At 68.4% G+C, this 20,384-nt stretch carries 20 protein-coding genes; 12 read left to right on the top strand and 8 right to left on the bottom strand.

Translation table 11 applies throughout. The features are described from left to right. Positions 1-11 precede the first annotated feature (11 nt). Genes SOM18_RS07890 through SOM18_RS07880 form a run of 3 tightly spaced genes read right to left on the bottom strand, consistent with a single transcriptional unit; the run spans position 12 to position 2,570 of the window. Entirely contained in the window at positions 12-581 is a 570-nt protein-coding gene (locus SOM18_RS07890) for a Smr/MutS family protein (protein ID WP_031441662.1), read from the bottom strand. Beyond that, positions 556-1,926 (bottom strand): murein transglycosylase A, encoded by a 1,371-nt coding sequence (locus SOM18_RS07885; protein WP_081874399.1) that lies wholly within the window; start codon positions 1,924-1,926, stop codon positions 556-558. The genes SOM18_RS07890 and SOM18_RS07885 overlap by 26 nt, the downstream gene beginning before the upstream one ends. Continuing rightward, complete coding sequence (locus SOM18_RS07880; protein ID WP_152555541.1) at positions 1,923-2,570, bottom strand: Tim44/TimA family putative adaptor protein; 648 nt, start codon at positions 2,568-2,570, stop codon at positions 1,923-1,925. The genes SOM18_RS07885 and SOM18_RS07880 overlap by 4 nt, the downstream gene beginning before the upstream one ends. 184 nt (positions 2,571-2,754) lie before the next feature. On the opposite strand from SOM18_RS07880, the gene secB reads away from it, so the two are divergent. The 3 genes from secB to trpS are packed head-to-tail and all read left to right on the top strand — an operon-like array spanning position 2,755 to position 5,870. Continuing rightward, positions 2,755-3,264 carry a protein-export chaperone SecB gene (gene secB, locus SOM18_RS07875; RefSeq protein WP_031394740.1) on the top strand — a complete coding sequence of 170 codons (510 nt, stop codon included), beginning with the start codon at positions 2,755-2,757 and terminating at the stop codon, positions 3,262-3,264. A 23-nt stretch (positions 3,265-3,287) separates the two neighbouring features. Then, entirely contained in the window at positions 3,288-4,853 is a 1,566-nt protein-coding gene (gene murJ / locus SOM18_RS07870) for a murein biosynthesis integral membrane protein MurJ (RefSeq protein WP_031441659.1), read from the top strand. A 9-nt stretch (positions 4,854-4,862) separates the two neighbouring features. Next, entirely contained in the window at positions 4,863-5,870 is a 1,008-nt protein-coding gene (gene trpS / locus SOM18_RS07865) for a tryptophan--tRNA ligase (protein ID WP_056675004.1), read from the top strand. A 137-nt stretch (positions 5,871-6,007) separates the two neighbouring features. Here trpS and dnaA read toward each other — a convergent pair whose 3' ends face one another. From dnaA to mutM, 3 genes are all read right to left on the bottom strand, one after another. Continuing rightward, positions 6,008-7,492: a chromosomal replication initiator protein DnaA gene (gene dnaA / locus SOM18_RS07860; protein ID WP_031441658.1), complete on the bottom strand. Its 1,485-nt coding sequence runs from the start codon at positions 7,490-7,492 to the stop codon at positions 6,008-6,010. Between the two features lie 437 nt (positions 7,493-7,929). Continuing rightward, the gene (gene rpsT, locus SOM18_RS07855) at positions 7,930-8,193 is read right to left on the bottom strand and encodes a 30S ribosomal protein S20 (protein WP_031394736.1); all 264 of its coding nucleotides are present in this window, start codon (positions 8,191-8,193) and stop codon (positions 7,930-7,932) included. 107 nt (positions 8,194-8,300) lie between these two features. Next, on the bottom strand, positions 8,301-9,116 hold the full coding sequence (gene mutM / locus SOM18_RS07850) for a bifunctional DNA-formamidopyrimidine glycosylase/DNA-(apurinic or apyrimidinic site) lyase (RefSeq protein ID WP_320481506.1): 816 nt from the start codon (positions 9,114-9,116) through the stop codon (positions 8,301-8,303). Between the two features lie 56 nt (positions 9,117-9,172). On the opposite strand from mutM, the gene SOM18_RS07845 reads away from it, so the two are divergent. The 7 genes from SOM18_RS07845 (at position 9,173) to SOM18_RS07815 (ending at position 15,777) form a co-directional block, all read left to right on the top strand. Further along, on the top strand, positions 9,173-9,952 hold the full coding sequence (locus tag SOM18_RS07845) for a class I SAM-dependent methyltransferase (RefSeq protein ID WP_042467653.1): 780 nt from the start codon (positions 9,173-9,175) through the stop codon (positions 9,950-9,952). Between the two features lie 238 nt (positions 9,953-10,190). Then, a complete protein-coding gene (gene ubiB, locus SOM18_RS07840; protein ID WP_159512496.1) occupies positions 10,191-11,723 on the top strand; it encodes a 2-polyprenylphenol 6-hydroxylase in 1,533 nt (510 codons plus the stop codon). 13 nt (positions 11,724-11,736) lie between these two features. Continuing rightward, entirely contained in the window at positions 11,737-12,858 is a 1,122-nt protein-coding gene (locus SOM18_RS07835) for a hypothetical protein (protein WP_031441655.1), read from the top strand. Between the two features lie 10 nt (positions 12,859-12,868). Then, complete coding sequence (coaBC, locus tag SOM18_RS07830; RefSeq protein ID WP_031441654.1) at positions 12,869-14,062, top strand: bifunctional phosphopantothenoylcysteine decarboxylase/phosphopantothenate--cysteine ligase CoaBC; 1,194 nt, start codon at positions 12,869-12,871, stop codon at positions 14,060-14,062. 10 nt (positions 14,063-14,072) lie between these two features. Next, positions 14,073-14,513 (top strand): dUTP diphosphatase, encoded by a 441-nt coding sequence (gene dut, locus SOM18_RS07825; RefSeq protein WP_031441653.1) that lies wholly within the window; start codon positions 14,073-14,075, stop codon positions 14,511-14,513. Continuing rightward, a complete protein-coding gene (locus tag SOM18_RS07820) occupies positions 14,510-15,025 on the top strand; it encodes a hypothetical protein (RefSeq protein ID WP_320481505.1) in 516 nt (171 codons plus the stop codon). Before dut ends, SOM18_RS07820 begins: the two co-directional genes overlap by 4 nt. Then, positions 15,022-15,777 (top strand): HesA/MoeB/ThiF family protein, encoded by a 756-nt coding sequence (locus tag SOM18_RS07815; protein WP_031441308.1) that lies wholly within the window; start codon positions 15,022-15,024, stop codon positions 15,775-15,777. The genes SOM18_RS07820 and SOM18_RS07815 overlap by 4 nt, the downstream gene beginning before the upstream one ends. 58 nt (positions 15,778-15,835) lie before the next feature. On the opposite strand, the gene galU is transcribed toward SOM18_RS07815, so the two are convergent. Continuing rightward, positions 15,836-16,705: a UTP--glucose-1-phosphate uridylyltransferase GalU gene (gene galU / locus SOM18_RS07810; RefSeq protein ID WP_031441309.1), complete on the bottom strand. Its 870-nt coding sequence runs from the start codon at positions 16,703-16,705 to the stop codon at positions 15,836-15,838. Positions 16,706-16,829: 124 nt separating this feature from the next. Here galU and wecB point away from each other — a divergent pair, with 124 nt between their 5' ends. Together wecB and wecC are read left to right on the top strand one after the other, a co-directional pair. Then, positions 16,830-17,981, top strand: coding sequence for a non-hydrolyzing UDP-N-acetylglucosamine 2-epimerase (wecB, locus tag SOM18_RS07805; protein ID WP_042467447.1), 1,152 nt, complete (start codon positions 16,830-16,832; stop codon positions 17,979-17,981). Between the two features lie 12 nt (positions 17,982-17,993). Beyond that, positions 17,994-19,289: a UDP-N-acetyl-D-mannosamine dehydrogenase gene (gene wecC, locus SOM18_RS07800; protein WP_031441311.1), complete on the top strand. Its 1,296-nt coding sequence runs from the start codon at positions 17,994-17,996 to the stop codon at positions 19,287-19,289. Here the strand turns inward: wecC and SOM18_RS07795 are convergent. Beyond that, positions 19,286-20,368: a M48 family metallopeptidase gene (locus SOM18_RS07795; protein ID WP_152555520.1), complete on the bottom strand. Its 1,083-nt coding sequence runs from the start codon at positions 20,366-20,368 to the stop codon at positions 19,286-19,288. The two genes, wecC and SOM18_RS07795, sit on opposite strands and share 4 nt — an antisense overlap. Positions 20,369-20,384: the final 16 nt, after the last annotated feature.

Here is a 20,384-nt window from a genome sequence, read left to right as displayed (position 1 = left end):
CGGGACGGGTATCAGCCCAGGTCGCGGCTGCGACGCAGGATGATGTAGAGTGCCCCTGCCCCGCCGTGCCGGGGATGCGCGCCGCGGACCGCGACGATCCCGCCGGCGTGACGCGAGATCGACAGCCAGTCGATGACCGCCGCACGGATCGCGCCGCGCGCGTGCGGGCGTTCGCTCTCGGGGCGCGGCGGTTTGCCCGTCACCAGCAACAGCACGCGGTCGCCGCGGGCGATCGCGCGGGACAGGCCTGTGTCGAGGATCGCATGCGCGGAGGCGAGCGTGTGGCCGTGAAGATCGATCGAACTGTCGGGACTGACCGCGCCGCGCAGCAGCCTTTTATCCCAGCCCCCGTCGAGCGTGTTGGCCGGCGACAAGGTCCGCGCGGCCGCCTTCAGCGGCGCAGCGCCGGGTGGGGGCGGCAGCGTTGGCAGGCGGATGCCCTTGGTCGGCTTCACCTTGCGTGTCGTCGCGACGGGCGCGGCTAACGGCACGACCGAGGGCACCGCGCGCATTGGTCGCACGGTCTGCATCACGCGCGTCCAGAGATGCGCCTCGTCAGGGTTGAGCGGACGACCCGTCATAGCGCGCCCCGTTCGCAGTTGCGGCGTTCAGCCGTGCGGTGGTGCCGATCGGGAGCAGAAGGAACGCGGTGCCGCGCCCCGCCATGCCGCCAGCGGTTGCCTCGGCAGCGGCGCCGGCACCCCAGAAGGTGTCGAACCGGTTGCTGCCCTTGATCGCGCCACCGGTATCCTGGACGATCCACAGCCCGGTCGCATCCTGCCGGTCGAGCGACAGGATCACCGGCGCGCCGAGCGGCACAAACTTCACGTCCGCCGCCGCGCTGACCTGCCCGGTCACGGGATAGCCCATCGCACCCTGTGGTGCGCCGTCGAGTTCGCGGAAGAACACGAAGCTCTTGTTCTCGCGCATGATCGCCTGCCCCTCGACGGGGTGATCGTGGAGCCACTGCACGATGCCCTGCATCGACGTCTGGCCGGGCTGCAACAGCCCGCGCGTCTTCATCAGCGCGCCGATGCCGGTATAGTCGCGGCCGTTCTGCGTGTCGTAGCCGATCCGCAGGATCGACCCGTCGGGCAGGCGGAGCCGCCCCGACCCCTGGATCTGGAGGAAGAAGAGCTCGACCGGATCCTTCGCCCAGGCAAGGATCGGCGCGATGTCGGCAAGCGCGCCCTGCTCGATCGCGGTGCGGTCATAATAAGGAATGAAGTTCGAGCCCGACACGCGGCCGCGGATCTTCTTGCCTTTCAGCGATGTCGAAAATGCGCCGAGATCGACGTCGATCAGGTCGCGCGGGCGCCCATAGACCGGGGCATAGCCGTCGCGGCGCTCGAGCGAGCCGGTGATCTCGGGCTCGTAATAGCCCGTCGCGAAGGCCTTGCCGTCGCCGACCTGGACCGCTTCGAACCACTGGGTGAAGAATGCGCGCGCGCCACCGGGCCCGGTCGCCTGCGCCGCGGCACAGGCGGGCTGCCAATCGGCACCGCGGGTCAGCCCCGATTGGTCGGACCGACGCTGCAAGCCGGGGCAGCTTGTGACGAAGGCCAGACGTGCGGCTTCGGCCTGTGCATCGCTGATCGGCAACATTGCCGGCGACGGCCCCGGCGTTACGCCGGCCGCGACCGCGCTGACCGGGGCGAGCGCGCCGGGCAAAGGCGGAGCGACAGGAACGGCAGCCAGCGGAACCGCCCCGACGATGCGAGCGGGTATCTGGATGCCGCGAATGTTGCGAATGTTGTCACTGTTTGGGGTCAATTGACCCCGGGGCGGCTTACCGGCGGTGGCCGCCGGCGATGCGGTGCCCGGCGAGGACGGGCGGTCGGTCGGTGCGGCGACACCGCCGACGCACCCGCTGAGTGCAAGGGCCAGCGCGAACGAACCGCCAATCCCCCTGATCGCGCGCGTCACGCCTCGTCGGTGTCCGCGAGCTTCCAGTTCGGGCCGGCGCTTTTCAGCGTCCGGACGAACGTCCAGATGTCATGCGTCTCGACCGCGTCGGTGAGCGACCCGGCGATGACCTCGCCCGCCTCGTTCCGCGTGACAGCGGCGATGTCCGCATCGAAACGCACCGAGATCCGGGCTTCGCGACCCGAGACCGACGCGTCGGCGATCACCGCGCGCTCGATCGTCACCAGACGATTGTCGAGCGTCTCGCCCGCTGCCTCGCGCGCCGCGATCGCCTCGACGAAGGCGGTGCGGACATCGTCCTCGGCCAGATCGGCGAGCGTATCGGCATCACCCTTCCAGAAGGCCTCCAGCGTCATGCGATAGGCCGCCTGCGCACCTTCGAGGAACTGGTTGACGTCGAAGCCGGGCTCGACGGCGATGATCGAGCGCAGGCCGGGTTCGGCGCGCGCGTCGATGTTGCGGTTCGCGATCGTCCGCTGTTCGGCGGCCGCATCGATCGTGCGCGGGATCGTGACGGGTATGGACCGCTCCTCTGCCGCACGCGGCAGGGGCTGCTGTTCATGACCGGTCCGCTTTCCGAGCACGCTATAAAGACGCATCGCCAGGAACCCTGCGACCATCGCGAGAAGTACTACATAAAACAACCGTGCCTCCGATCTTCGTCCCAACATAGGGCAACGGCGTCTCTTTTCAAACCCGCCTAGGATTCAGTGAGATCCGTAGCCGTTGAAACACCCGTCGGGCACTGCTACGCGCACTGCCTCAAGACACGAACGCGCGACCCGTCCGCTTCGGTCCCACCTCATTTATACGAAGGATTCGCAGATCATGGACGACCAGAACGGCATGTCGATCGCGGATCAGCCGCTTGCCAATGGTGCCGACGAAGCGCCCGCCGCCGGCCTGATCTCGCAATACGTCAAGGATCTCTCGTTCGAGAACCCCAACGCGCCCGCAGTCTACCAGAACCAGACCCCGCCCGCGATCGACGTCCAGTTCAACATCGGCGCGGCGCAGGTCGGCGACGAGGTGCACGAGGTCGTGCTGAAGATCGACGTCCGCGCCGAGACCGACGGCCAGGTCGCCTTCATCGTCGACCTGTCCTTTGCGGGCCTGTTCGGGCTGCGCAACATTCCGGCCGAGCATGTCCAGCCCTTCCTGCTGGGCGAGGCCCCGCGCCTGCTCTTCCCGTTCGCACGCCGCGTGCTGTCGGATGCGGTGCGTGACGGCGGCTTCCCGCCGCTGCTGCTCGAGCCGATCGATTTCGCGCAGCTCTATCTCCAGCAGTCGGAGCAGCAGGGCATCCAGCCGAACGTCGGCGATTTCGGCCAGGCGTGAAGCCCGGACCGGAGGGCGCATAGGTGAACCTGACCAAGGCGCTGGGATCGGTTGGCGGGCTGACGCTCGCCAGCCGGATCCTGGGGCTGGTGCGCGATTCGCTGTTCGCGCGGTTCGTCGGCGCGGGGTTCGCATCGGATGCGTTCCTGATCGCCTTCCGCCTTCCCAACATGTTCCGCGCCCTCTTCGCCGAGGGCGCGTTCTCGGCCGCGTTCATCCCGATGTTCAACCGCAAGGTCGGCGACAAGGATGGCCGCGGCCTGCCCGACGGCATCGCCTTTGCCGAGGACGCGCTGTCGGTGCTGCTGCCGGTGCTGATCGGCATGACGGTGCTGCTCGAGATTGCGGCATGGCCGGTCACGTGGCTGCTGACCTTCGGGTTCAACGGGGCGAGCGCGGAGCGCTTCGCCTATGTGGTCCACCTGTCGCGGATCACCCTGCCTTATCTGCTGCTGATCAGCCTCGTCTCGCTGCTCGGCGGGATCCTCAATTCGCTGCATAAATTCTGGATCAACGCCGCGGCGCCGATCCTGCTCAACGCGACGCTGATCGCCGCGCTGCTGCTGTTCCACGAGCGGTTGCCGCTGATGACCGCGCGCAACCAGGCGATCGCGGTGACGGTGTCGGGCGCGCTGCAGCTTCTCTGGCTGATCTACGCCTGCCGCAGATCGGGCGTCGTGCTCCGGCTGAAGCGGCCACAGCTCAACCCCGAGGTGAAGCGGCTGATGTCGCTGATCTGGCCCGCCGCCGCGGGTGCGGGTGCGGTGCAGATCAACCTCGTCGTCTCGACCGCGCTCGCCGCCGCGCTGCTGCCCGCGGGATCGGTCTCGTACATTTATTTCGCGGACCGGCTGAACCAGCTGCCGCTCGGGCTGATCGGCATCGGTCTCGGCACCGTCCTGCTCCCCACCATCTCGCGCCAGCTCGGTCGCGGCGAGGAGACGGAGGCGATGGCGACGCAGAACCGCGGCATGGAGCTCGCGCTGTTCCTGACGCTGCCCGCGACGGTGGCGCTGATCGTCTGCGGCGTGCCGATCGTCGGCGCATTGTTCCAGCACGGCAAGTTCGCGCTCGACGACAGCATCCTGACCGCGCAGGCGCTCGCCGCCTTCTCGATCGGGCTGCCGTCCTACATCCTCGTGAAGGTGCTCACGCCGGGCTATTATGCGCGGTCCGACACGAAGACGCCGGTGCGCTATGCGACGATGTCGATGGTCGTGAACCTCGTCCTCAACCTCGCCTTCATCAAGCCGCTCGGCCATATGGGCCCGCCGCTCGCCACCGCGATCGCGAGCACGGTCAACGTCGCGATGCTCTACCGGACGCTCGTCCGTCGCGGGCATTTCGTCCCCGATGCACGGCTGGTGCGGCGGACGTGGCGGCTGCTGGTCGCCGCGCTGATCATGGGCGGCGTGATGTATTTCCTCAACGACCTGTTCCAGCCGTTCGTCACGGGCAGCGGGACCGAGCGCTGGGGGGCGATGCTCGTGCTGGTCGCGACCGGCGGGGTCGTCTATGCGATCGCCACCCTGCTCACCGGCGCGTTCCGGCTGGGCGACATCTCCACGCTCCTGCGTCGTTCCAAATAAGGTTTTCCCATGCGCGTCGTCTCCGGCATCAAGCCCACCGGTAATCTCCATCTCGGCAATTACCTGGGGGCGGTGAAGCAATGGGTGGCGTTGCAGGACGACGTCGTCGCGCAGGGCGGGGAGTCGATGTTCTTCATCGCCGACCTGCACGCGCCGACCGAATGGATCGCGCCCGCCGAACTCTCGTCGCACACGCTTGAGGTCGCCGCGACGATGATCGCGGCGGGCGTCGATCCGGCCAAGTCGATCCTGTTCAACCAGGCGCGCGTGCCCGCGCACAGCGAGATGGCATGGCTGCTCAACACCGTCGCGCGCGTCGGCTGGCTGAACCGCATGACGCAGTTCAAGGACAAGGCGGGCAAGAACCGCGAGGGTGCGAGCGTCGGGCTGTATGACTATCCGGTGCTGATGGCGGCGGACGTGCTGCTCTACAATGCGACTCACGTGCCGGTCGGCGAGGACCAGAAGCAGCATCTCGAGCTCGCGCGCGACATCGCGACCAAGTTCAACGGCGATTACGGCGTCGACCTGTTCACGCTCCCCGCGCCGCTGATCAGCAAGGCGGCGCCGCGGATCATGTCGTTGCGCGATGCGTCGGCGAAGATGTCCAAGTCGAACCCGTCCGAACAGTCGGTGGTCAAGCTGATCGACAGCGACGACACGATCGCGGACAAGTTCCGCAAGGCGAAGACCGATCCGGACCTGCTGCCCGCGACCGTCGACGAGCTCGGCGACCGGGCGGAGGCGCGCAACCTGCTGACGATCTATGCCGCGCTGGCGGACAGCGACGTCGCGACCGTGCTGGGCGAATATGGCGGCAAGGGGTTCGGCGCGTTCAAGCCGGCGCTCGCGGATCTGGCGGTCGCCAAGCTCGGGCCGATTCGTGACGAGATGGTGCGGCTGCTCGACGATCGCAGCGCGGTGACCGCGGTGCTGCGCGACGGCGCGGAAAAGGCGCGCGCGCTGGCTGCGCCGGTGCTGAAGCGTACGCAGGATGCGATGGGGTTGCAGGTCTGACGACGGCTTCGCCGTTCCGGCTGCGGAAGCCGCGTGACGACTTGAGGACGTGCCTCACCTGAAAGGCGTGTTCCCCCGCGAAGGCGGGGGTCCAGTCTGGGCTCCCGCCTTCGCGGGAGAACACGGGAAGGAAGGCCTCAGCCCTCGAGTTCGCGCATCAGTACACGGACCGCGGCGTCGATGTCGCGGTCCTGGTCGCGCAGTTCCGTGATCTTGCGGACCGCGTGGATGACCGTCGAGTGATCGCGGCCGCCGAACTTGCGTCCGATCTCGGGCAGCGACCGCGTCGTCAGCCGCTTGGCGAGATACATCGCGATCTGCCGCGGCCGCGCGACCGCACGGGCGCGGCGTGCCGAGATCATGTCGAGCGGCTTCAGCTCGAAATGCGCCGTCACCAGCTTCTGGATCTCGTCGATCGTCACGCGCTTCTGCGCGCCGCGCAGCACTTCGCCGAGCGTCGCGATCGCGAACTCAAGGTCGATTGTCTCGCCGGTCAGCTGCGCATAGGCGATGACGCGGTTCAGCGCGCCCTCGAGCTCGCGGATATTGGCGTGGATCCGGCTCGCGATCAGGTCGAGCACGTCGGTCGGCACGCGCAGGTCGGGCAGGTCGACGAGCTTGCGGTCGAGGATCGTCCGGCGCAGCAGCAGGTCGGGCGCCTTGATGTCGGCGACCAGCCCGACCGCCATGCGGCTGATGATCCGCGATTCGACACCCTCGAGCGCCTGGGGGCAGCGATCGGCGGAGATCACCAGCCGCTTGCCGGCGGTCATGATCTCGTTGATCGTGTGAAAGAATTCCTCCTGCGTCGCGTCCTTGCCGGCGATGAACTGGAGATCGTCGATCAGCAGCAGGTCGGCGCCGCGCAGCCGGCGCTTGAACGCATGGGTGTCGCGCGCGCGCATCGCCGCGACGAAATCATACATGAACCGCTCGGCCGACATGCACAGCACGACCGCGTGCGGGTTGGCGGCGAGGAACGCATGGCCGATCGCATGCATCAGATGCGTCTTGCCCTGCCCCGTGTTGCTGTGGAGGAACAGCGGGCTGAACCGGACGGGTCCGGGCTCGGCGAGCACCTTGGCGGCGTTGAACGCGACCTTGTTCGACGCATCGACGACGAAGCGGTCGAACGTATAGCGCGGATCGAGCGGCGGGCGCTCGGGGATGACGGTGTCGTAGGCCGGTACGGGCTGTGCCGCGGGGGCGGGGGCGGGCTTCAGCGACGGGTCGACGCCGAATTTGACCGGGACCTGAGCGGGTTCCACGGCCGCGGCTGCGGTGTCGCGGTCCAGGGTCTCCGCGGGGGTCGGCATCACCAGCAGCACGGGCTTCGGGCCAGGCCTGCGCGTCTCGATCTGGACGGTGCGGACCTGCGGCAGGATCTGCCGGAATTCGAGGGCGAGCCGGTCCGCATAATGGTTGCGGACCCAGTTCGTCATGAAGGCGGACGGCAAGGCGAGGCGGATCGACTCCTCGTCGTCGCTCGGGATCAGCTCGATCGGCTTCAGCCACTGCTCGAACAGGCGCGCGCCGGCAGACTCGCGCAGGGACGAGCGCACGCGATCCCAGGCCTTTTCGGCCTCCGAAGCGTGCACGGTCGATCCTTGCCAATTCGTCACGCGCACACTTCTCCGACCCCGCGCGACAGCCGCGCTGGTGATATAGTCCCGACAGAAAATGATCCCCCGTGACGACCCATAGGGTCGCCCGGCATCTTCGCCCTGTTGCTTGCGCAGTGGTGATTCACGTCCGTGATTCACCGCCGCCGTTCGCTCAGTTATGAAGCGATCGGCGAGTCTAGCAAGGCCCGAGCACGTCACATTTTCGAAATAAAGCGGGTTGACTTGATCAAGCCCCGGAAATGCGTCGATATTTTTATAAGTGGCTGTGTTTGGCCAATTTTTACGATTTCGGAGCCGGTGCGGCATGATCCGGCATCACTCGAATCGCGGGGAATCCGTGGGTTGCGCGCGCGCGCCTTCCGTTCCCTTTGCAGACGCAAAAAACCCGCCGGGAAGATCCCGGCGGGCAATCCGCTCCGGCCATGTCGGGTCGCTTATGCGAGCCCGGTCACGGCCTTGGTCAGACGCGCGAACTTGCGGCTCGCGGTGTTCTTGTGCAGCACGCCCTTGGCGACGCCACGCTGCAGCTCAGGCTGTGCCGCGGCCAGTGCGGTGGTCGCTGCGCCCTTGTCGCCCGAAGCCAGTGCGGCCTCGACCTTCTTGATGAAGGTACGGATACGGCCAACGCGGTTGCCGTTCACTTCCGCGCGACGGTCGTTGCGACGGATACGCTTTTTCGCCTGCGGCGTGTTCGCCATGAAGCCCTCTGGATGTTCGAATGATAAAAAGGGGCGCCGGATTGCTCCTACGCCCTCTCGAAGCGCGGCTCCTACCCACTCCGCACCGAATCGTCAACCGCGTTCCGTCATGCCTTTTGGCAACGCGCACACCAGAAGGTCGAACGCCCGCCCTCCGTCCTGCGGCGGACCAGCGCGCCGCACGAACAGGGCTCGCCCTCGCGACCATAGACGTGCCATTGTTTCGAGAAATAGCCAAGCTCGCCGTCGGGTCGCGCATAGTCGCGCAGACTCGATCCGCCCGCGAGGATCGCGGCGGTCAGCACCGCGCGGATCGCCTCGACCAGCCGTTCGAGTCGCGGCAGCGCGATCCGCCCCGCCGCCCGGCTCGGCGCGATCTTCGCCATGTGCAGCGCCTCGCACACATAGATGTTGCCGAGTCCTGCGACGATCCGCTGGTCGAGCAGCATCGTCTTGATCGACGCCCCCCGCCCTTCGAGCGCCGAAAGGAGATAGGCCGCGGTCAGATCGGGGCCGAGCGGCTCGGGGCCCATGGCGAGGAACGGCGGATACTGCGCGATCGCCTCGCTGGACCAGAGATCGAGAAAGCCGAAGCGTCGCGGGTCGTTGAGCGCGACCGTCCGCCCCGCCGCCGTGCCGATGAGCAGATGGTCGTGCGGCAGGATCGCGCTGGGATCGACCCGCCAGCGTCCCGACATGCCGAGATGGAAGACGAGCGTATCGCCGCGATCGGTGTCGATGAGGCCGTATTTGGCGCGCCGCGACAGCCGCGTGACGGTCGCGCCGGTCATGCGCTGCCGCAGGTCGACGGGAATCGCCTTGCGCAGGTCCGCACGGCGCGGCTCGACCGAGGCCAGGCGCTGGCCGAGGAGCACGGGTTCGAGCCCGCGCACGGTGGTTTCGACTTCGGGAAGTTCTGGCACGTTTTCCAGCTAGGTTGCGTTTGCCCGCGCCACAAGGCGCCGCTAGAGCACGGGGCATGAATGACATCGCGCCCGCCCCCGCTCTCATCCCCGACACCGCCCCGAAGGCCGATACCGTCTCGTTCGGTTATGAGGACATTCCCGCCACCGAGAAGACCGCGCGCGTCGGCGGCGTGTTTTCGAACGTCGCGAGCAAATATGACCTGATGAACGACGCGATGTCGGGCGGCATGCACCGGCTGTGGAAGGACCGCTTCGTCCGCCGCGTGAAGCCGCGCGAAGGCGAGCAGATCCTCGACATGGCGGGCGGCACCGGCGACATCGCGTTCCGCATGGAGCCGTCGGGCGCATCGATCACGGTCGCCGACATCAATCCGCAGATGCTCGAGGTCGGCATGGAACGCGCGCACAAGCGCGGGCTCGACGGGCTGGTCTGGACCGAGGCGAATGCCGAGACGCTGACCTTCCCCGACAGGTTCTTCGACGCGTACACGATCGCGTTCGGGATCCGGAACGTGACCGACATCCCCAAGGCGCTACGCGAGGCCCACCGCGTGCTGCGGCGCGGCGGGCGCTTCTATTGCCTCGAATTCTCGACCACCGTCTGGCCGGGCTTTGCCGAGGTGTACGACGCCTATTCGCACAAGATGGTGCCGAAGCTCGGGCAACTGCTCGCGCAGGATGCCGACAGCTATCGCTATCTGATCGAGTCGATCCGTCGGTTCCCGGACATGCCCAAGTTCAAGGGCATGATCGCGGATGCTGGTTTCGTGCAGACGAAGGTCGAGCCGCTGCTGGGCGGTCTGGTTGCGATTCATTCGGGTTGGAAGATTTAGTGATCACGCGAAGGCGCGAAGGCGCGAAGAGGGGTTCACGCGGAGACGCGGAGACGCGGAGAGTCAGAGCCGCATTCGCGCGACAGCGCATAATCAACTCTTCGCCGATGATGAAAAGCCGCAGTCGCGGCAGGGTGCACACTCTCCGCGCCTCCGCGCCTCCGCGCGAACCAAATTCTTCTCTTCGCGCCTCCGCGCCTTCGCGTGAACAAACCCCTTCTCACGACGCACAAGCCCGATGACCGCCTCGACCACCCATGTCTGGCGGCTCCTCAAATGGGGTCGCATCCTCGCCCGGCACGGCGCGCTGCGCGGGATCGAGCGGGACCCCAATACGCCGGCCGCCGTGCGTCGCCTCGCGCGGATCGCCCGGTTCGGTGCGCGCGTGCCGAAGGTGCCGCGCTATGCCGATGCATTCCAGGCGATCGGCCCCGCCGCGATCAAGCTCGGCCAGACGCTCGCCACCCGCCCAGACCTGGTCGGCGAGGATGCTGCGCAGGATCTGCTGCGGCTGCAGGACCAGCTGTCGCCGGTCCCTTACGAGACGATCGAGGCGGCGATGCTGGCGAGCTTCGGCAAGCCGCTCGAAACGCTGTTCTCGCGGATCGAGCAGGTCCCGGTCGGTGCCGCGTCGATCGCGCAGGTCCACCGCGCGACGACCACCGATGGCCGCCAGGTCGCGGTCAAGGTGCTGCGCCCCGGCGTCGAGGATGATTTCGCGCGGGCGATCGACACCTATAGCTGGGCGGCGGCGCAACTCGAGGCGCTGAGCCCCGAGGCGATGCGTCTGCGCCCGCGCCTGACGATCGAGACGTTCAAGCGCTGGACGCTGCGCGAGTTGAATTTCCGGCGCGAGGCCGCCTCGGCGTCCGAGCTCGCGGACGGCATGACCGCCGAGCCCGATTTCGTCATCCCCGCGATCGACTGGGCACGATCGACCGCCAAGGTCATGACGATCGAGTGGATCAACGGCATCAAGCTGTCGGATCGTCCCGCGCTGGTGGCGGCGGGCTACGACCTGCCCGGCCTCGCGCAGACCTTGGTCCGCGCGTTCCTGCGGCAGGCGATCGCCGACGGGTTCTTCCACGCCGACATGCACCAGGGAAACCTGTTCGCGCTGCCGGGCAACCGGATCGCGGCGATCGATTTCGGCATCATGGGCCGGATCGACCGGCGCGCCCGCGTCTGGCTCGCCGAGATCCTCTACGGGCTGATCACCGGCAACTATAAACGCGTCGCCGAAATCCATTTCGAGGCGGGCTATGTCCCCGCGCACCACGACGTCGCCGAATTCGCGACCGCCTTGCGCGCGGTCGGCGAGCCAATGCGCGGGTTGCCGGTCAAGGACATGTCGATCGGCATGATGCTCGACAGCCTGTTCTCGATCACGCGCGATTTCGACATGGTGACGCAGCCGCACCTGCTGCTGCTGCAGAAGACGATGGTGATGGTCGAGGGCGTGGCGACCAGCCTCGATCCCGACATCAACCTGTGGGAGAGCGCGGAGCCGTTCGTGCGCGACTGGATCCGCGGCGAACTCGGCCCCGAGGCGGCGATCGCCGACCGGATCATCGAGGACGTGCGTACGCTGACCCGGCTGCCCGAACTGGTCCGCCGGATCGAGGCGCATTACCCGGCACCCGGCGGCGCACCGCCAACGATGCCGCTGCGCGAGATCGAGGTCATCCGGATCGGCGGCGGCTGGCGCTATGGCCTCGTCGCGGTGATCGCGGCGATGGCCGGGGTTGCCGCCACGCTGGTCTTCGGTTGAGCCTGCACGTCGGATGAGGACGCGGCGGGGCGCCCCCCTGTGGCTGGTCGGCCCGAGCCGGTTTGCCGGCATGTCCCGGTCGCAGGCGCGGCTGGGGCTCGCGCTGTTCGCGATGCTGCTGCTCGCATGCCTGACCGCGACCAGCGCGCCCGGACCGCGCCCGAGCGAGGCGCGCATGGCGTCCGCACCGCTGGGCCAAACCGAGCTGCTGCTCTATCAAAGCGTCGTCGCAAACGTGCGCAGCGGCACGCCCTATTATGTCGCGGCGGCAGAGGCGCACCGCGTCGCGCACGCCCCGCTCAAGCCCTATACGACGGTCCGGCTGCCGACGCTGGCGGTGGTGCAGGCCGCGGTGCCGCCGCTGATCGTCACCGCGCTGTTGCCGCTCCTCTGCATTGGCGTGATGGGCGCATGGATCGTCCGGTTACGCCCTGCGATGACCGGGCCGATCCCCGTGGGGATCGCGGGGCTGCTGATCCTGACGGGGCTCTACGTGCATCTCGAGCCGCCGCTGGTCGTGTTCCCCGAAGTCTGGGCGGGGGCTCTGATCGCGCTCTCGCTCGCCTTGCGGCGCCCCGGTGAGTGGATCCCCGCGGTCGCGCTTGGCCTGTCGGCGATGCTGATCCGCGAGACCGCGCTGATCTATGTCGTGATCATGGCGGTGATCGCGTGGATCGAGGGCGAGCGCCGCGAGGCCGCCGCATGGGTCGGCGCGACACTCGTCTTCTTCGTCGCGCTCGCCGCGCATGCGCATGCGGTGACACTCGTCACCGGTCCGCTCGACCGGAGTGCGCAGGGGCTGAGCGGTCTGGAGGGGTTCGGCTTCTATGTGCAGCTCGTGACGCTGTCGTCGGGCCTCGCGCTGCTGCCGGACTGGCTTGCGTCGGTTCTGATCGCGACCGCGCTGTTCGGGTGGCTGGCGTGGCGCGATCCCGCCGCCGTCCGCGCGCTCGCCACGCTGCTGGGCTATGCGGCGGTGATCGCGCTGGGCGTGCGCAGCGACGATTTCCCCTGGGCGCTGATCACCACCCCTGTCCTGCTGGTCGGGATCGTCTTCGCGGTCGATGGCCTGCGCGACATGATCGTCGCGGCGCGCGATACACGACGGATTACGGTGACGCGCGTGATCCGCTAGGACTCGCCGCATGAAGCGTATTCTCCTGATCGTCGGGGGCGGCATCGCCGCCTACAAGGCGAGCGAACTCGTCCGACTCCTGCGCAAGCGCGGCCATGCGGTCCGCTGCGTGCTGACCGAGGCGGGGCAGCATTTCGTCACGCCGATGACGCTCGCCGCACTCAGCGAGGACAAGGTCTACACCACCCTGTGGGACCTGAAGGACGAGGCGGAGATGGGGCATATCCAGCTCAGCCGTCAGGCCGACCTGATCGTCGTCGCGCCCGCGACCGCGGACCTGATCGCGCGGATGGCGGGCGGGCTCGCCAACGATCTTGCGACGACATTGCTGCTCGCGACCGACAAGCCGGTGCTCGCGGCGCCGGCGATGAACGTGCGGATGTGGCTGCACCCCGCGACAATGCGCAACGTCGCGCAGCTGCGCGCGGACGGCATTACTGTCATGGCGCCCGACGAGGGGCCGATGGCGTGCGGTGAATTCGGTCCGGGGCGGCTGCCCGAGCCCGACCGGATCGCCGACGCGATCGATGCCGCACTCGAGGCCCAGCCGCAGCGTCTCGCGGGCCGGCACATCCTCGTCACCGCAGGGCCGACGCACGAGCCGATCGATCCCGTCCGCTATATCGCCAACCGGTCGTCGGGGCGGCAGGGTTTCGCGATCGCAGGCGCGCTGGCGGCACTTGGCGCGCGGGTGACGCTGGTGGCGGGGCCGGTGACGCTGCCGACCCCTGCGGGCACGACGCGGATCGACGTCGAGACCGCGCGCGAGATGGCCGATGCGGTCGACCGCGCGCTGCCCGTCGATGCCGCGATCATGGTCGCGGCGGTCGCCGACTGGCACGTCGACGCCGCGGTGCAGAAGATCAAGAAGGGCGATGCGACGCCGACGCTCGCGCTGTCCGAGAACCCCGACATCCTCGCGACACTCGCGCGCAGCCGGCAGCGCCCCGCGCTGCTGATCGGCTTCGCGGCCGAGACCGAACGCGTCGTCGAGCATGCGACCGCCAAGCGCGCGCGCAAGGACGTCGACTGGATCGTCGCCAACGACGTGTCGGGCGACGTGATGGGCGGCGACAGCAACAGCGTCCACATCGTCACCAAGGACGGCGTCGAGAGCTGGCCGCGGCAGGGCAAGGATGCAGTCGCGGCGCAGCTGGCACGGCGCGTCGCCGATGCGCTGGAACACGCACAGCCGATGCGCTAAACCGCGCCGCATGACGATCCGTATAGACCTCAAGAGATTGCCGCATGGCGATGGCCTCCCCCTGCCCGCCTATGCCACCACGGGTGCCGCGGGCATGGACGTGGTCGCCGCCGAGCCGCTGACGCTCGCACCGGGCGCCCGCGCGGCGGTCGCGACCGGCTTTGCGATCGCGATTCCCGAAGGATACGAGGTGCAGGTGCGGCCGCGCTCGGGGCTGGCGCTCAAGCACGGCGTCACCTGCCTCAACACGCCCGGGACGATCGATTCGGACTATCGCGGCGAGGTGAAGGTCATCCTCGCCAATCTCGGCGATGCCCCCTTCGTAATCGCCCGCGGCGACCGGATCGCGCAGCTCGTTCCCGCAGAAGTTGTGCGCGCGAGCCTCGGCGAGGTCGAGACGCTCGACGACACGGTGCGCGGGCATGGAGGTTTCGGGTCGACCGGACGATGATCGCGCTGCTCTTTCTGGCAGCGTCGCTGGGCGCCGTGCAGGCGCCCGCCGCCGATCCGCAGACCGCACCGGCGCTGCCCGTGCCGCGGATCACCCCCCCGCCCGTCGTTCCGACCCTGCCCCCCGCGCCTGCGCCGTCCGCGCCGCCGCAGGTGACGGGTGGCGTCCCGCTGCCGCCACAGGACTGGAGCGCGCTGCCGGTGTTGCGGCTGCGGCGCGCGGTTGCCCCGTCGCTGGATGCCAGCACGTTCGTCCAGCGCGAGGTGCTTGCCGGGCGGTGCGGTGGCGCGACGCGGACGCCGCAGGGCTGGGTGCTGAACCTCGACCTCGCACTGCTCGCCGCGGCGGATGGCCGGGTGCGACGGGTGACGCCGCGCGCGATCGATTGTCCGACGGTCGAGCAGTTCGCCGCCGGCCTGCTGCTCGGCGCGGCGCGCAACAATGTCGATCTGCGCGGCGCCGCCACCGACAGCTGGTACCGCACGACGATGGTGTTCGCGTGGAAGGCATGACGCTCTCCGACGACGAACTTGCGCGCTATGCCCGGCACATCGTTCTCCGCGAGTTCGGCGGCACCGGTCAGCTCCGCCTGAAGGCCGCGACGGCGGTCGTGATCGGCGCCGGCGGCATCGGCTCGCCGGCGATCCAGTATCTCGCGGCCGCCGGGATCGGGCGCCTCGTGCTGATCGACGACGACGCGGTCGAGACGTCGAACCTGCAGCGTCAGACGATCTTCCGCACCGAAGACCAGGGTCTCGCCAAGGTCGAGGCCGCGGCCGCGGCGCTACGCCGGATCAATCCGAACGTCGCGGTCGACACGCACCGCCTGAGGGTCGACCAGGGCAATATCGGCGCGCTGATCGCGGGCGCGGACGTGGTGCTCGACGGCTGCGACAATTTCGCGACGCGGTTCGTCGTCGCCGATGCGGCGCATGCGGCGCGGATCCCGCTGGTCTCGGCGGCGGTCGGCCAGTTCGAAGGCCAGCTCGGCGTCTATCGCGGCTGGGAGCCCGACCGGCCCTGCTATCGCTGTTTCGTCGGCGAGAATCCCGAGCGTGCCGAGACGAGCTGTGCGGAGGACGGCATCCTCGGCCCCGTCACGGGCGTGGTCGGCAGCCTGGCCGCCCTGGAAGTGATTCGCGCGGTCGCGCCGTTCGGCGACGATGTGGCGGGGCAGTTGCTGCTGATCGACCTGCTATCGCTCCGCTTCCGGACGATCCGGCTGCCCAAGGACCCCGGCTGCCCCTGCTGCGGCGGCGACTGATCCGAAAACATGCGGGGCGGATGGGCTGAACCCACCCGCCCCGCATCGTGCAGATCGTTCAGCCCAGCAGCGTCTTGGCGAACGCGCGGACGACCGGGCCGATATCGTCGCGTGCGAGCGCGAGCGCGAGGTTGGCCTGGATATAGCCCGCCTTGTCGCCGCAATCGTAGCGCTGGCCATCGAAGGTGAAGCCGTGGAACGGCTGGTTGCCGATCAGCTGCGCCATCGCGTCGGTCAGCTGGATCTCGCCGCCGGCGCCCTTTTCCTGCCCTTCGAGGATGCGCATCACTTCGGGCTGGAGGATGTAGCGGCCCGGGATCATCAGGTTCGATGGCGAGGTGCCCTTGGCGGGCTTCTCGATCAGCGCGGTGACCTCGGTCAGGCGACCGTCGGTCGCGCCGGGCGAGATGATGCCGTATTTGTCGGTTTCCGAATCGGCGACCTCGAGCGCGCCGATGACGTTGCCGCCGACCTTGTTATACGCCTCGACCATCTGCTTCATGAAGCCGGGCTTGCCGACCATCAGCTCGTCGGGGAGCAGCACCGCGAACGGCTCGTCGCCGACGATGTCGCGCGCGCACCAGACCGCATGGCCGAGACCCAGCGGCTCCTGCTGGCGGACATAGACGGGCGAGCCGGGCTTCTGGCGGATGCCGTCGAGCACGGTCAGCGACTTGCCGCGCGCACGCATTGTTGCCTCGAGCTCGTAGGAGATGTCGAAATGATCCTCGAGCGCGCCCTTGCCGCGGCCGGTGACGAAGATGATCTGCTCGATCCCCGCTTCCAGCGCCTCTTCGACGGCATATTGGATCAGCGGCTTGTCGACGACGGTCAGCATCTCCTTGGGCATCGACTTGGTCGCCGGAAGGAATCGCGTGCCAAGCCCAGCAACGGGGAATACGGCCTTGCGCAGCGGTTTGATCGTCATTCAGTAGTCCCTTGTATCGTTGCGGGTGCAGATCGTTGCGGGTGCATAAAGCCGCCGAACGGACTCGGCAAATCAACTGCGGCGGTTAGCGCGTCATTAAAGACGTGGGGTGTAGGCGGGTTCCATGTCAAAAATACTCGTCATCTTCGGGACGCGCCCCGAAGCGATCAAACTCTTCCCGGTCATCCGGGCGTTGCAGACGCAGCCGGGGCTGGTCGTCAGGACCTGCGTGACCGCACAGCATCGCGGACTGCTCGACCAGGTGCTCGCGATCGCGGGGCTGTCCCCCGATATCGATCTCGACCTGATGGAGCCGGGGCAGACGCTCGATCGGCTGACCGCGCGGCTGCTGGTCGGGCTGGGCGACGTGATGGACGCCGAGCAGCCCGACATGGTCGTCGTCCAGGGCGACACCGCGACCGCGATGACCGGCGCGCTCGCCGCCTATTACCGCAAGGTCCCGGTCGCGCATGTCGAGGCGGGGCTGCGCTCGGGCGACATCCATCATCCTTGGCCCGAGGAAGTGAACCGGCGGATCGTCGCGCCGATCGCCGCCTTGCACTTCGCACCGACCCAGACCGCCGCGGACGCGTTGCTGCGCGAGAATATCGCCCCCTCGACGATCCACGTCACGGGCAACACGGTGATCGACGCGCTGCACTGGACCCATGCGCGGGTGGCGGCGGATCCGGCGCTCGGCGCCGCGCTCGACCCGGTCGTGGCGGATACTGCGGGCAAGCGGATCATCCTCGTCACGACCCACCGGCGCGAGAATTTCGGCGACGCGATGGCCGGGATCGCGCGGGCAATCGCGCGGATCGCCGCGCGCGATGACGTCGCGGTCGTCTTTCCCGTGCATCCCAACCCGAATGTCGTCGCGGTGATGGACCGCATTCTCGGCGACCAGCCCGATATCGCGCGGATCGCGCCGCTCGATTATCCGAGCTTCGTCCGCGCGCTGGGGCTTGCCGAGATCGTCCTGACCGATTCGGGCGGCGTGCAGGAGGAGGCGCCCGCGCTCGGCAAGCCGGTGCTGGTGATGCGCGAGACGACCGAGCGCCCCGAGGGCGTCGAGGCGGGTACCGCAAAGCTGGTCGGGACGTCGGAGGACCGCATCGTTTCCGAAATCTTCACGCTGCTCGACGACAAAGCCGCCTATTCCGCGATGGCGCGCGCACATAATCCGTTTGGCGACGGTCATGCTGCTGCCCGGATCGCCGAGACCATCGCCCAGACCATGGCCCAGGCGGCCGCCGGCCGACCGGACCATCGTTGAGGATCATCTGTCATGCTTTCCGATACTGAACTGAACGTCGTCGTCATGGGACTGGGCTATATCGGCCTGCCCACCGCGGCGATCATCGCGCGGACCGGCGCGCGCGTGCTCGGCGTCGACGTGACCGAACGCGTCGTCGAGACGATCAATTCGGGGCGCGTGCATATCGAGGAGGTCGATCTCGACGGTCTAGTCTCGGGCGTGGTGGCGCGCGGTACGCTGCGCGCGGCGATGACGGTCGAGCCCGCCGACGTCTTCGTGATCGCGGTGCCGACCCCGTTCGACGCCGCGCACGCGCCCGACATCAGCTATGTCCTGGGGGCCGCGACGACGATCGCGCCTGTGCTGAAGCCCGGCGATACCGTCATCCTCGAATCGACCTCCCCCGTCGGGACGACCGAGAAGGTCCGCGACCTGCTGGCGACTTTGCGCCCCGATCTGCGCGTGCCCGGGCGGACCCGCGACCAGGCCGATATCGCGATCGCCTATTGCCCCGAACGCGTGCTGCCGGGACGTATCTTGGTCGAGCTGATCGACAATGACCGCGTCATCGGCGGGATCACGCCGCGCTGTGCGCGCAAGGCGCTGACCTTCTATCGCAGGTTCGTACGCGGCGCGTGCGTCACGACGACCGCGCGCGCCGCGGAGATGACGAAGCTGACCGAGAATGCGTTTCGCGACGTCAACATTGCGTTCGCCAACGAGCTGTCGCTGATCGCCGACACGATGAACGTCGATGTCTGGGAGGTGATCCGGCTCGCCAACCGCCACCCGCGCGTCAACATCCTGCAGCCCGGGCCCGGCGTCGGCGGGCATTGCATCGCGGTCGACCCCTGGTTTCTCGTCCATGCCGCCCCCGACCAGACGCCGCTGATCCGCACCGCGCGCGAGGTGAATGACGGCAAGACCGATCACGTCATCGCGCAGGTCGCCGCGATGATCGCGGCGGATCCGACCGCGCCGGTCGCGTGCCTGGGCCTCGCGTTCAAGGCTAATATCGACGATTTCCGCGAGAGCCCGGCGATGAAGGTCGCGCTGGCGGTGGCGAATCGCTTCGGGGATCGCGTCCGGATCGTCGAGCCCTATGCCGCGGCGCTGCCACCGGCGTTCGACGGCACCGGCGCGACCCTGATCGACGTCGACACCGCGATCGAGACCTGCCCGATCATGGTCGTGCTGGTCGATCACGACGTCTTCCGCTCGATCCCGCTCGAGGAGCGCAGCGAGAAGACGGTGCTCGATACGCGCGGGATCTGGCCCGACCAGCCACGCAGTCCCGCACAGTCGGCGGCGCGGATCGCCGGCTAGCGGAGCGGCTGGGTCCGTAGCGCGAGGACGTCGGCGGGCAGGATCGGCCGTTCGGGGCGGCGGGCAATGTCCTGGACGACGGCGTCGAGCGCGGTCGCCCGCGCCTTGGACGAGGCGTGGGTGCGGCTGCGGAAGAGACCGCCGTCGATCGTGCCCCCCTTCTCGCGCCAGAATTGCGGCGCCGAGCGCGGATCATAGCCGGCATTGGCGAGCAGATAGACGCTGAGCCGGTCCGCCTCGTCCTCGGTCTGGCGGATCAGCCGGCCGTTGCGGCCGAGTTCCGCCATCAGCCCGCGACTGATCTTCGCCGCGTCGAGCCGGTCGCGGTGGCGCAGGATGTTGTGCGCCAGCTCGTGCGCGACGATGACCGCGATCTCGGCATCGCTATAGCCCTCGAAATACTTCTCGCCGATCTGGACGACCGCGCCGTCCGCGCTCGCATCGAGGCCGCTGCCGAGCAGGATCTCGAATCGCGAGCGGCATCCCGCGACAGCCGGGATCGAGACCGTGACCGCGCGCCCGTCGCGCAGGACCGTCATCGCGATCGGTGCGCCGGGCGGCTGCGCTGCGATCAGCGCCTCGGCGGCGTCGCGGTCGGCGGGGGTTTCCGCGGTGTCCGCGGCACCGATCCCGGGTTGCCGCTTGCCCGCGAGCAGCTGGATCGAATCCCCCGACCGGACGCCTGCGCGCGCGGCCGGTCCGTCGGCGACCACCGCCTCGACCCCCAGCAGCGTTTCGAACCCGAACACGCCGATCGCATTCGGCCTGGCCTCCGCACTATATTGGTTGAGCGCATGGATCGGCATGCCGATCTGCGGCTGAAGACGATCGCACAACGCCGCATTGGCGGAGGTCAGTCGGTATCCGATCGTCGCCAGCCGCAGATCCGCGGCGCGCAGTGCTTCGAAGAATGCCCTGGGCGGGGCCTCCGCGGGTGCTGCAGCCGGGGCGGCGGTGGTGCCGGCGAGGGAGACGGACGGCGGCGGAACCGCGGAGGCCGCACCTGCGCTTAGCAGGACTGCGGGCAGGAGACGCATGACGATCGACATGCAGCCCTGATAGACGGCTTTCAGCCGCACGCCATCCACCCTCGCG

The organism is Sphingomonas sp. CFBP9019 (assembly GCF_034045155.1).
Lineage (GTDB): Bacteria > Pseudomonadota > Alphaproteobacteria > Sphingomonadales > Sphingomonadaceae > Sphingomonas > Sphingomonas aerolata.
Note: the sequence above shows the minus strand (reverse complement) of the source record. Positions and strands in the feature narration are given on the sequence as shown.

Coding starts and splice junctions, on each gene's coding strand:
- SOM18_RS07890 (WP_031441662.1), bottom strand. CDS start 581: ATGACGGGTCGTCCGCTCAACCCTGACGAGGCGCATCTCTGGACGCGC.
- secB (WP_031394740.1), top strand. CDS start 2,755: ATGGACGACCAGAACGGCATGTCGATCGCGGATCAGCCGCTTGCCAAT.
- trpS (WP_056675004.1), top strand. CDS start 4,863: ATGCGCGTCGTCTCCGGCATCAAGCCCACCGGTAATCTCCATCTCGGC.
- rpsT (WP_031394736.1), bottom strand. CDS start 8,193: ATGGCGAACACGCCGCAGGCGAAAAAGCGTATCCGTCGCAACGACCGT.
- SOM18_RS07845 (WP_042467653.1), top strand. CDS start 9,173: ATGAATGACATCGCGCCCGCCCCCGCTCTCATCCCCGACACCGCCCCG.
- ubiB (WP_159512496.1), top strand. CDS start 10,191: ATGACCGCCTCGACCACCCATGTCTGGCGGCTCCTCAAATGGGGTCGC.
- SOM18_RS07835 (WP_031441655.1), top strand. CDS start 11,737: ATGAGGACGCGGCGGGGCGCCCCCCTGTGGCTGGTCGGCCCGAGCCGG.
- coaBC (WP_031441654.1), top strand. CDS start 12,869: ATGAAGCGTATTCTCCTGATCGTCGGGGGCGGCATCGCCGCCTACAAG.
- dut (WP_031441653.1), top strand. CDS start 14,073: ATGACGATCCGTATAGACCTCAAGAGATTGCCGCATGGCGATGGCCTC.
- SOM18_RS07820 (WP_320481505.1), top strand. CDS start 14,510: ATGATCGCGCTGCTCTTTCTGGCAGCGTCGCTGGGCGCCGTGCAGGCG.
- SOM18_RS07815 (WP_031441308.1), top strand. CDS start 15,022: ATGACGCTCTCCGACGACGAACTTGCGCGCTATGCCCGGCACATCGTT.
- galU (WP_031441309.1), bottom strand. CDS start 16,705: ATGACGATCAAACCGCTGCGCAAGGCCGTATTCCCCGTTGCTGGGCTT.
- wecB (WP_042467447.1), top strand. CDS start 16,830: ATGTCAAAAATACTCGTCATCTTCGGGACGCGCCCCGAAGCGATCAAA.
- wecC (WP_031441311.1), top strand. CDS start 17,994: ATGCTTTCCGATACTGAACTGAACGTCGTCGTCATGGGACTGGGCTAT.